Source organism: uncultured Castellaniella sp., from assembly GCF_937988725.1.
GTDB lineage: Bacteria > Pseudomonadota > Gammaproteobacteria > Burkholderiales > Burkholderiaceae_B > Castellaniella.
In genome coordinates, this window is sequence record NZ_CALKHS010000003.1 from 85,540 (window position 1) to 94,850 (window position 9,311).

Genomic DNA, 9,311 nt, shown 5'->3' on the forward strand with positions numbered 1-9,311 from the left:
CCATGGAACGAGTCGATGTATCCATCCTGGGGCGCGATTATTCGCTGGCGTGCCCTCCCCAGGAAAAAGACGCCTTGCTGGCGGCGGTGCGCCAGGTCGATCAGCGCATGCTGACCATCAAGGGCAATGGCAAGATCGTCAGCAACGAACGTATCGCCGTGATGGCCGCCATCCAGATCGCCAACGAACTTCTCACCCTGCGCGCGCCGGATGGTCCCCTCAGCCATATTGCCCTGGGCGATTTCAGAGGTAAAATTGAGGCCATGAACCGCATGCTCGACTCGGTCTCCGAGGATGCCGTTTAACCGACTTTCCCCGGCCGCGCTCTGGCGTCCGGCTGTTTAAGTCCCTGCCGTGTTCGAGACCTGGCCATACATTCCTTGAACCAATGCTAATTGGCATAGGTTGCCGGATTGACAGATGGGAGCGCTACCTTAACCTGGATAGCCCGAAACCTGGCTGAAGGCGACCACCGTGAACCTCCGGTTCCGGGATGCCGGCCTAGACGGCACAGGTGGGGCATTTACAAATGGTCCGCCGTGGTAACACGGCGGGCTTTTGTTTGCCGCTGGGCCGCCCCAAGGCAAACGCGCCCCCTTGGGGGGCAGCAAGCGGGCGTCAGCCTGCGCAGCGTGGGGGGGCCTTGGTTTGCCTGCTCTTTGCAGGTATCCTGCAGTCTTCCAGCCGCGCTCGGCGGTGCTTGCAGGGATTTTCCATGGCGCATTCTGTCCTGTTTCACAAATCGCTGATGGCCGGCCTAGCGCTGGGTGTCGCACTGGCCGTGGCGCCATCGGCGCGCGCCGAATCCCACCATGACTCGCGGGAATCGCGACAGGATCGCCCGCAGGCGACGCTGTCGGCCCAGGCCAGTGCGGAAGTGCAGCAGGATACGGTGGTGGTCACTCTGGCGGCGGAGGTGTCCGGGACGTCGCAGACCCAGGTGTCCGATCAGCTGAACGGCCGGCTGGATGCCGTGATGAAGCAGGCCAAGGGCAGCGACGGGATCGAAGCCCGCAGCGGCAACTATCGCATTTGGCCCATGACGGATCGGGACGGCCGCATTTCGGAATGGCGGGGGCATGCCGAGATCCTGCTGGAATCCCGGGACTTCGCGGCGGCGTCGAAACTGGCGGCCCAGCTGGCCGATCGGATGCCGATCGCCGGGATGTCGTTTTCGGTGTCCCGGGAACGCCAGGCGGCCGAGGAGCAGAAGCTGATGCGCCAGGCCGTCAAGGCGTTCCAGGACCGCGCCCAGGACCTGACGCAGGCCCTGGGATTCGGCGCCTATCGGCTGTACAACGTGGATCTGGGCGGGGCGGGCGACGTGCCGGCGGCGCCCATGCCGCGCATGATGATGAGCGCCATGACGGCGGACAAGGTCGCCGCACCCATCGAGGGCGGGCGCCAGACGCTCAGCGTGTCCGTTCAGGGGACGATCGTTTTGCTGCCCGAGCGAACAGCCACAGGCCGATGAGCACCATGGGAATGGACAGGATCTGTCCCATGGACAGGCCGCCCACCAGCAGACCCAGGAAGTCGTCCGGCTCCCGGGTGAATTCCACCAGGAATCGGGCGACGCCGTAGCCCATCAGGAATACCGCGCTGACCTGCCCCATGGGGCGGGGCTTGCGGGCGAACCACCAGACCAGCGCGAAGAGCGCGAGCCCTTCCAGCCCCATTTCGTACAGCTGCGAGGGATGACGCGGGGTTTCGTCGTGGGCGCCCGGGAAGATCATGCCCCAGGGCAGGTCCGTGGGGCGGCCCCAGAGTTCGCCGTTGATGAAATTGCCCAGCCGTCCGGCCGCCAGCCCCAGGGGGATCAGCGGGGCGATGAAGTCGCCGATGGCCAGCAGGGGCTGGCCGCGCTTGCGGGCGAAGATCAGCATCGCCAGGATCACGCCCAGCAGGCCGCCGTGAAACGACATGCCGCCCTGCCAGACTTCGAAGATCGACAGCGGGTGGGCCAGGTAATCGTCGAACTTGTAGAACAGCACGTAGCCCAGGCGCCCGCCCAGCACGACGCCCAGCACGCCGTAGAAGATGATGTCTTCCAGATCCCGCAGCGTGAGTCCGTTGGGATGGTGCTGGATGCGCCAGCGGCCCAGCAGCCAGGCCAGGGCGAAGCCGGCCAGGTACATCAGGCCGTACCAGTGGATGGCGATGGGCCCCAGCTGCAGCGCGATGGGGTCGATTTGAGGGTAGTGCATGTGAGACGCCCGCAGGAAAGACAATCAAGGATAATACCGTGATCAGTCTGATGGGGGTGACAGCCACGCCATGCAATATCGTCACACAATGATCCGGATGGCCCGCCTGGGCGCGCTGTCGGGCCTGCTCGCGCTGGCGGTCGGTCCGGCGATGGCGGACGGGGGCAGCCTCGCCGCAGGCCAGGCCCTGGCCAGCCAGCGCCAGTGCCTGGGTTGCCACCAGGTGGATGCCCGCCGGGTGGGGCCTCCCTTCCGCGCCATCGCGCAGCGTTTCCAGGGACAGCCGCAGGCGGCGCAGTATCTGGCGCAGGCCATGCGCCGGGGCAGCAGCGGCCAATGGGGGGCGATCCCCATGCCGGCCCAGACGCGGCTGTCCGATGCCGACGCCCTGCGCCTGGCGCAGTGGATCCTGTCCCTGTCGGATGCCGGGCAGCCCTGAAGATCGGGCGGCCTGGGGTATCCTGAAGGCGAATGATCAACGGACGATCGGGGGAACAACATGGAACAGGCGATTCTTGGCGGCGGGTGCTTCTGGTGCCTGGAACCGGTCTTTCGGGCGCTGGCGGGCGTGCTGGACGTGCAGCCGGGGTACTGCGGCGGGCACGTCGATCACCCCACGTATGAACAGGTCTGTCGCAAGGATACCGGCCACGTCGAAGCCGTGCGAGTGGATTTCGACCCGGATCGCGTCAGCTACCGCACCATTCTGGAAGTCTTTTTCGGCACGCACGATCCGACCACGCCGGATCGCCAGGGACATGACGTCGGCCCCCAGTACGCCTCGGTCATCTTCCATCGGGACGAGGCGCAGCGCATCGCCGCCGAGGCCGCGCGCGACGACGCCCAGGCCTTTTTCGATACGCCGATCTGCACCCGGATCGAGCCGGCGGGCACGTTCTGGCCCGCCGAATCCCTGCATCGGGAATATTTCGAGCGTCATCCGGAACAGGGTTACTGCCAGTTCGTGATCGCTCCGAAAATGGCGAAGTTCCGCCAGCGCTACGCCCACCTGCTGGCGGGTTGAGGGCGCGCCGCTTGCAGGCGGTTCGGGTTCGTCGGATGCACCGCGGTCCGGAGGACCGCGCTGCATCCGGGCTCATTCCCGCTGGCAGCGGGTGCAGACGGCGCGCAGTTCCGTTTCATGGCCGTCCAGCACGAAGCCCGCCTGGGCTACGCAGTCGGCCAGCCGCCGGCTGAGCGCCGGGTCGCTGAGTTCGGCGACGCTGCCGCAGCGGGTGCAGACGATCAGCAGGTCGTGCGGCTTGCCGCCGGCGTCGGTGCAGGCGGTCCAGGCGTTGATGGCGTCCAGCCGGTGGATCAGGCCCTGTTCCGTCAGGAAGTCCAGGGCGCGGTACACCGTGGGCGGGGCGGCGCCGGGCTGGGCGGTGCGCAGCGCATCCAGCAGTTCGTAGGCCTTCAGGCTGCCGGAATGCCGCAGCAGGGTTTCCAGCACCAGGCGGCGCAAGGGCGTCAGCCGCGAGCCGCGCTGGGCGCAGAGCTGTTCCGCCGTGCGCAGCCGCTGAGCGATGGAGGTGGGCGGATGAGAATGGGCCGGAGTCGTCATGATAGTTATGTTATAACATAACGAATCTTCCGAGTCCCTTCAGCCATGCCGCGATTCCTGCCGTCTTCCCGATCCGATCATTACCGGGGGTCTTCCCTGTTGCTGTCGGCCGCGTGCCGCATGCGGCGCGTGGCCTGGGCCGTGCTGCTGCTCTGGGCCCTGACCGGGTGGGCGCTGCAATGGTGGTAGATCATGCGGAGGCCTGCTCCGTGCATGGCGGGGCGGCGGGTGGGGAATCGTCCGCGCCGGCCATCGAACTGCAGCAGGTCTGGCTGGGCTGGCGCGACCGCGTCGCCGTGCGGGACGCCTGCGGCGCCTTTCCCCAGGGGACGCTGACGGCGCTGGTCGGGCCCAACGGCGCGGGCAAATCGACCCTGATCAAGGCGCTGACCGGGCGGCTCAGCCCGATCCGGGGGCACATCCGCATCGAACCCGAGCTGGGGCGCAGCCTGGCCTGCCTGCCGCAGACGGCGGAGCTGGATCTGGACTTTCCCATCAGCACCTTCGATCTGGTGGCGCTGGGCGCCTGGCATCGCGTGGGGGCCTGGAAAGGGCTGGATGGCGGGGGCCGGGATGCCGTGGAATCGGCGCTGCACGCGGTGGGGCTGTCCGGTTTCGGCCATCAGCCGGTGAATACGCTGTCGGGCGGGCAACTGCGCCGGGCCCTGTTCGCCCGGCTGATGCTGCGCGATGCCCGGGTGATCCTGCTGGACGAGCCCTTTGCCGCCGTGGACCGGGCCACGACCGAGGATCTGCTGATCCTGCTGCATCAGTGGCACGAGGAAGGCCGCACCGTGATCGCGGTGCTGCATGACCTGGACATGGTGCGCCACCATTTCCCTGAATCGCTGCTGCTGGCCGGCCAGGTGGTGGATTGGGGGCCCAGCGACCGCGTGCTCAACACCGCCAATCTGCATCTGGCGCGGCACTTGTGCGCCGGGGGGCTGTCATGATGCATCTGTGGGATCTGCTGGTGCAGCCCTTCATCGATTTCGGTTTCATGCGCCGCGCCCTGGCCGGGTCCTGGGCGCTGGCTTTCGCGGCCGGTCCCCTGGGTGTGTTCCTGGTGCTGCGGCGCCTGAGCCTGATGGGCGACGCCATGGCGCATGCCATCCTGCCGGGGGTCGCGGTGGGATTTCTGACCGCCGGCCTGTCGATGACCGCCATGACGGTGGGCGGCCTGGTCACGGGCGTGATCGTCGCTGTGCTGGCCGGGCTGGTGTCGCGCCTGACGCCTTTGCGCGAGGACGCCAGCTTCGCCGCCTTCTATCTGGTGTCCCTGGGGCTCGGGGTGCTGCTGGTGTCCCTGAAGGGCACCAATCTGGACCTGATCCACGTGCTGTTCGGCACCGTGCTGGGCCTGAGCGCCGCCGCGCTGCTGCTGGTGACGCTGGTCAGCAGCATCACCCTGCTGGCGCTGGCGGGCATGTTCCGGGTGCTGGTCACGGAATGCCTGGACCCTCTGTTCCTGCGCACCGAAGGCCGGATCGGCGCCTGGGCCCACATGGGCTTCCTGCTGCTGCTGGTGCTGAACCTGGTCGCGGGCTTTCAGGTGCTGGGCACGCTGATGGTGGTCGGCATCATGATGCTGCCCGCCACGGCAGCCCGGTTCTGGGTGCGGTCGGTCGGCGGCCAGATGGTGCTGGCCGCCATCCTGGGGGCCCTGGCGTCCTATGCGGGCCTGCTCGTGTCGTATTACGCGGATGTGGCGGCGTCGCCCGCCATCATCCTGGCCGCGGGCGCGGCGCATTTCGTGTCGGTGGCCGTCGGGCCCTACGGCGGCCTGCTGCAGACCGCCCGGCAGATCCGGGCGGGACGCGCCCGCTTGTTGCAATCCATGGAGAATGATCATGCGTGAACTCTGGCGGCATCTGGGCGCAGGCCTGGCGCTGTGCCTGGCCCTGGGGGCCGCGGCCCGGGCGCAGGAAGCGCCGGCCCCGCAGGCGCCCGAGGCCCGCCTGCGGGTGGTGGCGTCGTTTTCGATTCTGGCCGACATGACGCGCGAAGTCGGCGGCGACGATATCCGGTTGGATGTCCTGGTGGGGCCGGGGCGCGACGCACATACCTTCGAGCCCAGCCCCAAGGACGCCCGTGCCCTGGGCGCCGCCCAGGTGCTGGTGGTCAACGGCCTGGGCTTCGAATCGTGGATGCCGCGTCTGCTGGAGGCCTCCGGCTTCAAGGGGCGGACCGTCGTCGCGTCCCAGGGGGTGGCGCCGCGCCACCTGAGCGAAGCGGAGGCCGCCCGGGACGAGGAAGGGCACGAGGAGCATCCGCACGATGAGGCGGATGCCGGACACGGCCATGGGCACGAGGCCGGCTCGGTCGACCCCCATGCCTGGCAGGATCTGGGCAACGGCGTGCAGTACGTGCAGAACATCGCCCAGGGGCTGGCGCGGGCCGATCCGGCCCATGAATCGGCCTATTTCGCCCGGGCCGACGCCTACATCCGGCAGTTGCGCAAGGCCGATGCCCAGTGGCGCCAGCAACTGGCCGCCGTGCCGGAAGAGCGCCGGGTCCTGGCGACCTCGCACGATGCCTTCGGCTATTTCGGAGCAGCGTATGGCATCCGCATTCTGTCGCTGGTGGGCCTCTCCAGCGAGGCCGAGCCGTCCGCCCGCGCCATGGCGGATCTGCTGAAGCAGGTCCGCGCGCAGCACGTCAGCGCCGTCTTCCTGGAACATGGCAGCGGTTCCCAGGCCTTGCGCCAGGTGGCCGCCGAAGCCGGCGTCACCCTGGGCGGGGCGCTCTACGCCGACACCCTGGAGCAGCCCGGCCAGGACGCGTCGACGTATCTGGGAATGTTCCGCTGGAACACGAAGCAGCTGCTGGCGGCCTGGCAGGGGGACGCCGCGCCGGCGCAATAGGGCTTGACGCGGCCGTCCGGGTTATCGGGGCGTCTTGTCGTCCCGCGTCCTGCGCCGGGCCCGGGGATGCGCCTGGTCGTAGCTGGCGGCCAGGTGCTGAAAATCCAGCCGGGTGTAGATCTGGGTCGTGGCGATGTTCGCGTGCCCCAGCAGTTCCTGCACCGCGCGCAGGTCCTGGGCGGACTGCAGCAGGTGGCTGGCGAAGCTGTGCCGCAGGCTGTGCGGGTGGACGTGCAGCGGCAGGCCGACGCGCTGCGCCAGCGCCTGGAGCTGCAGTTGCACGACGCGCGGGCTGATGCGCCGGCCCCGGGCGCCGAGAAACAGCGCCGCCCGGGTGTCTGCATCCGGATCCGGGGGCAGCAGCGGGCCACGCGCGGACAGCCAGGCCTGCAGGGCGTCGATGGCATGCTGGCCCAGGGGCACGGCTCGCGTCTTGCGGCCTTTGCCCTGGACGATGGCTTCGCGTTCGGCCAGCTGGATCCAGCTGTGCGAGGCATAGCCGGGTTCGCGCATCGGCTGCCAGTCCAGGCCGACCAGTTCCGACAGCCGCAGCCCGCTGGAATACAGGACCTCGAACATCGCCATGTCGCGTTTTTCGAGCGGGGTTTCCGCCGGCGGCAGGTGCGTGCGATCCAGCAACGCCTGGGCCTGATCCACCGACAGGGCCTTGGGCAGGCTGTGGGGGATGCGGGGCGCCCGCACGCCCTGGGCCGGGTTGCGCCGCAGGCCGGCCTGCGGCGCCCGCCAGGCGAAATAGGCCCGCCAGGCCGATAGCGTGCGCGCCAGGCTGCGCGGCTGATGTCCCTGGGCGTGCAGGCGCCCCAGCGCCTGGCGGATGTGGATCTCTTCCAGGGTGTCCAGGGCGTTGTCCGGAAAGCAGGCCTGCAGGGCCTGCAGGTCGCGCCGGTAGGCGGCGACCGTGTGCGGCGAATACCGCTGCCCGGCGCCCAGCTCGGTCAGCCAGGACTCGATGTGCCGGGTGTCGTCGGCGGACATGGCGCTGCCCGGCGGCTCAGGCCGCCTGGGGCGCGGGATCGATCAGGCGTCCCAGCGCGGCGCCGGCCAGGGATGCGATCAGCGACAGAAAGGCGGTGCCCATGTCGGCGGTGAAGCGCTGGGCGTCCGCGGATCCCAGCACCAGCAGCCCGATGGGGTCCGCGCCGTTGAGCGCGCGCAGGGGCACGATGGCCAGCGACGCGGGCTCGTTGGCCAGCCAGCCGGCGGCGGCCTGGCCCTTGACCGGGCCGCAGTAGGGCTGGTTCATGTCGGCGGCGTCGCGGCGGATGTCGGGCGTCACGTCCTGGGCGAATTCGCTGTCGGCCAGGGCCGGCAGGTCCCAGACGCGCAGGGCGATGGCGTCCAGGTCGAACTGGTCGCCCAGGCTGCGGATGATGTGGGCGGGGATCTGCAGCGCGTCCGGTTCCGCCAGCATGCGGGCGCACCATTGCATCAGCGCCTGGTTGATGCGTTCGTTGCCGCCGGCGTTCTGCAGCAGCTGCATCAGGCGCTGTTCGTGTTCCTTGACCCGGGCGCGCAGCGTCAGGATCTGGCGCTCGCCCAGGGAAATGGTGCGGGCCTGATGCGGGTGGGGCACGCTGAGCGAGGCAAAGACGTCTGCGTGTTCTTCGAAGAACCGGGGGTTCTGGCTCAGGTAGTCGGCGATGTCCTGGGGGCTTGGGGCTTCCTGTGTCATGTGGGGTTCCATCAGCGAGAGGCGACCAGGGCGTCGATATCGACCTGGCCGTGAAAAACCGTGGTGGCCGGGCCGCGCATGTGCAGGGCCTTGCCGTTCCAGTCGATATGCAGGACGCCGCCGCGGGTGTCTACCCGCACGGGGCTGTCCAGCAGGCCGCGGCGGATGCCCGCCACGGCGGCGGCGCAGGCGCCGGTGCCGCATGCCAGGGTTTCGCCGGCCCCGCGCTCGTAGACGCGCAAGCGGATGTGGTGACGGTCCAGCACCTGCATGAAGCCGGCGTTCACCCGGCGGGCGAAGCGGCGATGGCCTTCGATGGCCGGGCCGATGCGGTCGACCGGGAACGTGTCGGCATCGTCCACCAGGGTGACGGCGTGGGGGTTGGAGATCGCCACCAGGGAACACCAGAGCGGGCTGGCTTCGTCCTGCAGGTCCAGACCGTACAGGGTGTCGGCGAAGACGGAGCGGGTCTCCAGCCCAGTGGCGTCGAAGGCCAGCCGGTCGGGCGTGAACGCCGTCTGGCCCATGTCCACGGAAACCGAACCGTCGTCCGCTTCGCGCAGCACGAGCAACCCCGTGGCGATTTCCGCCCGCAGCGGATTGCGCCGCGACAGGCCCTGATCGTGCACGAAGCGCACGAAGCAGCGGGCGCCGTTGCCGCAGTGTTCGACTTCGCCGCCGTCGGCATTGAAGATGCGGTAACGGAAGTCGGCGCTGGGGTCCAGCGGGTCTTCGACCAGCAGAACCTGGTCGGCGCCGATGCCGAAATGCCGGTCCGCCAGAGCGCGGGCGCGTTCCGGGGTCAGGTCGATGGATTGGCGCACACCGTCGAGCACGACGAAGTCGTTGCCGGCGCCCTGCATTTTGGTGAAATTCCAGATCATCCGACAGATTATCCTGCAAAAAACGGAGGGCGCAAGCGCCATTCGGGTCCGGCGGCGCCCTCGCGCCCCGTCCGGCCGCTGCGCGCCCGATCAGGGGCA

13 protein-coding genes and 1 other RNA gene are annotated in these 9,311 nt (G+C 68.9%); 9 read left to right on the forward strand and 5 right to left on the reverse strand.

Going from position 1 to position 9,311, the window contains the following annotated elements; genetic code table 11:
• Positions 1-2 precede the first annotated feature (2 nt).
• From Q0263_RS01810 to Q0263_RS01820, 3 genes are all read left to right on the forward strand, one after another.
• Positions 3-305 carry a cell division protein ZapA gene (locus Q0263_RS01810; RefSeq protein ID WP_298012796.1) on the forward strand — a complete coding sequence of 101 codons (303 nt, stop codon included), beginning with the start codon at positions 3-5 and terminating at the stop codon, positions 303-305.
• A gap of 38 nt (positions 306-343) precedes the next feature.
• Positions 344-525, forward strand: a non-coding RNA gene (ssrS, locus tag Q0263_RS01815) — 6S RNA.
• 190 nt (positions 526-715) lie between these two features.
• Positions 716-1,474, forward strand: a complete 759-nt coding sequence (locus Q0263_RS01820) for an SIMPL domain-containing protein (protein ID WP_298012798.1) — start codon at positions 716-718, stop codon at positions 1,472-1,474.
• On the opposite strand, the gene lgt is transcribed toward Q0263_RS01820, so the two are convergent.
• Positions 1,413-2,207: a prolipoprotein diacylglyceryl transferase gene (lgt, locus tag Q0263_RS01825; RefSeq protein WP_298012800.1), complete on the reverse strand. Its 795-nt coding sequence runs from the start codon at positions 2,205-2,207 to the stop codon at positions 1,413-1,415. The two genes, Q0263_RS01820 and lgt, sit on opposite strands and share 62 nt — an antisense overlap.
• A 70-nt stretch (positions 2,208-2,277) precedes the next feature.
• Here lgt and Q0263_RS01830 point away from each other — a divergent pair, with 70 nt between their 5' ends.
• A complete protein-coding gene (locus tag Q0263_RS01830) occupies positions 2,278-2,646 on the forward strand; it encodes a c-type cytochrome (protein ID WP_298012802.1) in 369 nt (122 codons plus the stop codon).
• Between the two features lie 60 nt (positions 2,647-2,706).
• On the forward strand, positions 2,707-3,231 hold the full coding sequence (gene msrA, locus Q0263_RS01835) for a peptide-methionine (S)-S-oxide reductase MsrA (protein WP_298012803.1): 525 nt from the start codon (positions 2,707-2,709) through the stop codon (positions 3,229-3,231).
• A 72-nt stretch (positions 3,232-3,303) separates the two neighbouring features.
• Here the strand turns inward: msrA and Q0263_RS01840 are convergent, their stop codons facing one another.
• Positions 3,304-3,771, reverse strand: coding sequence for a Fur family transcriptional regulator (locus Q0263_RS01840; protein ID WP_298012805.1), 468 nt, complete (start codon positions 3,769-3,771; stop codon positions 3,304-3,306).
• A gap of 45 nt (positions 3,772-3,816) precedes the next feature.
• Here Q0263_RS01840 and Q0263_RS01845 point away from each other — a divergent pair, with 45 nt between their 5' ends.
• The 4 genes from Q0263_RS01845 to Q0263_RS01860 are packed head-to-tail and all read left to right on the forward strand — an operon-like array spanning position 3,817 to position 6,635.
• A complete protein-coding gene (locus tag Q0263_RS01845) occupies positions 3,817-3,960 on the forward strand; it encodes a hypothetical protein (protein ID WP_298012807.1) in 144 nt (47 codons plus the stop codon).
• Positions 3,951-4,724 carry an ABC transporter ATP-binding protein gene (locus tag Q0263_RS01850; RefSeq protein WP_298012809.1) on the forward strand — a complete coding sequence of 258 codons (774 nt, stop codon included), beginning with the start codon at positions 3,951-3,953 and terminating at the stop codon, positions 4,722-4,724. The genes Q0263_RS01845 and Q0263_RS01850 overlap by 10 nt, the downstream gene beginning before the upstream one ends.
• Positions 4,724-5,629, forward strand: a complete 906-nt coding sequence (locus Q0263_RS01855) for a metal ABC transporter permease (RefSeq protein ID WP_298013366.1) — start codon at positions 4,724-4,726, stop codon at positions 5,627-5,629. The genes Q0263_RS01850 and Q0263_RS01855 overlap by 1 nt, the downstream gene beginning before the upstream one ends.
• On the forward strand, positions 5,622-6,635 hold the full coding sequence (locus Q0263_RS01860; protein WP_298012810.1) for a zinc ABC transporter substrate-binding protein: 1,014 nt from the start codon (positions 5,622-5,624) through the stop codon (positions 6,633-6,635). Before Q0263_RS01855 ends, Q0263_RS01860 begins: the two co-directional genes overlap by 8 nt.
• A gap of 21 nt (positions 6,636-6,656) precedes the next feature.
• Here Q0263_RS01860 and xerC read toward each other — a convergent pair whose 3' ends face one another.
• From xerC to dapF, 3 genes are read right to left on the reverse strand one after another with little or no spacing between them, the layout of a single operon-like run.
• Positions 6,657-7,631: a tyrosine recombinase XerC gene (gene xerC, locus Q0263_RS01865; protein ID WP_298012812.1), complete on the reverse strand. Its 975-nt coding sequence runs from the start codon at positions 7,629-7,631 to the stop codon at positions 6,657-6,659.
• A 16-nt stretch (positions 7,632-7,647) separates the two neighbouring features.
• Positions 7,648-8,328: a DUF484 family protein gene (locus tag Q0263_RS01870; protein ID WP_298012814.1), complete on the reverse strand. Its 681-nt coding sequence runs from the start codon at positions 8,326-8,328 to the stop codon at positions 7,648-7,650.
• Between the two features lie 11 nt (positions 8,329-8,339).
• Positions 8,340-9,212, reverse strand: coding sequence for a diaminopimelate epimerase (dapF, locus tag Q0263_RS01875; protein ID WP_298012815.1), 873 nt, complete (start codon positions 9,210-9,212; stop codon positions 8,340-8,342).
• Positions 9,213-9,311: the final 99 nt, after the last annotated feature.

What these genes read in the sequence shown, in the direction of transcription:
- dapF (WP_298012815.1), bottom strand. Translation starts at nt 9,212, where the DNA reads ATGATCTGGAATTTCACCAAAATGCAGGGCGCCGGCAACGACTTCGTC.
- msrA (WP_298012803.1), top strand. Translation starts at nt 2,707, where the DNA reads ATGGAACAGGCGATTCTTGGCGGCGGGTGCTTCTGGTGCCTGGAACCG.
- Q0263_RS01860 (WP_298012810.1), top strand. Translation starts at nt 5,622, where the DNA reads ATGCGTGAACTCTGGCGGCATCTGGGCGCAGGCCTGGCGCTGTGCCTG.
- lgt (WP_298012800.1), bottom strand. Translation starts at nt 2,207, where the DNA reads ATGCACTACCCTCAAATCGACCCCATCGCGCTGCAGCTGGGGCCCATC.
- Q0263_RS01830 (WP_298012802.1), top strand. Translation starts at nt 2,278, where the DNA reads ATGCAATATCGTCACACAATGATCCGGATGGCCCGCCTGGGCGCGCTG.
- xerC (WP_298012812.1), bottom strand. Translation starts at nt 7,631, where the DNA reads ATGTCCGCCGACGACACCCGGCACATCGAGTCCTGGCTGACCGAGCTG.
- Q0263_RS01855 (WP_298013366.1), top strand. Translation starts at nt 4,724, where the DNA reads ATGCATCTGTGGGATCTGCTGGTGCAGCCCTTCATCGATTTCGGTTTC.
- Q0263_RS01820 (WP_298012798.1), top strand. Translation starts at nt 716, where the DNA reads ATGGCGCATTCTGTCCTGTTTCACAAATCGCTGATGGCCGGCCTAGCG.
- Q0263_RS01810 (WP_298012796.1), top strand. Translation starts at nt 3, where the DNA reads ATGGAACGAGTCGATGTATCCATCCTGGGGCGCGATTATTCGCTGGCG.
- Q0263_RS01845 (WP_298012807.1), top strand. Translation starts at nt 3,817, where the DNA reads ATGCCGCGATTCCTGCCGTCTTCCCGATCCGATCATTACCGGGGGTCT.
- Q0263_RS01840 (WP_298012805.1), bottom strand. Translation starts at nt 3,771, where the DNA reads ATGACGACTCCGGCCCATTCTCATCCGCCCACCTCCATCGCTCAGCGG.
- Q0263_RS01850 (WP_298012809.1), top strand. Translation starts at nt 3,951, where the DNA reads ATGGTGGTAGATCATGCGGAGGCCTGCTCCGTGCATGGCGGGGCGGCG.
- Q0263_RS01870 (WP_298012814.1), bottom strand. Translation starts at nt 8,328, where the DNA reads ATGACACAGGAAGCCCCAAGCCCCCAGGACATCGCCGACTACCTGAGC.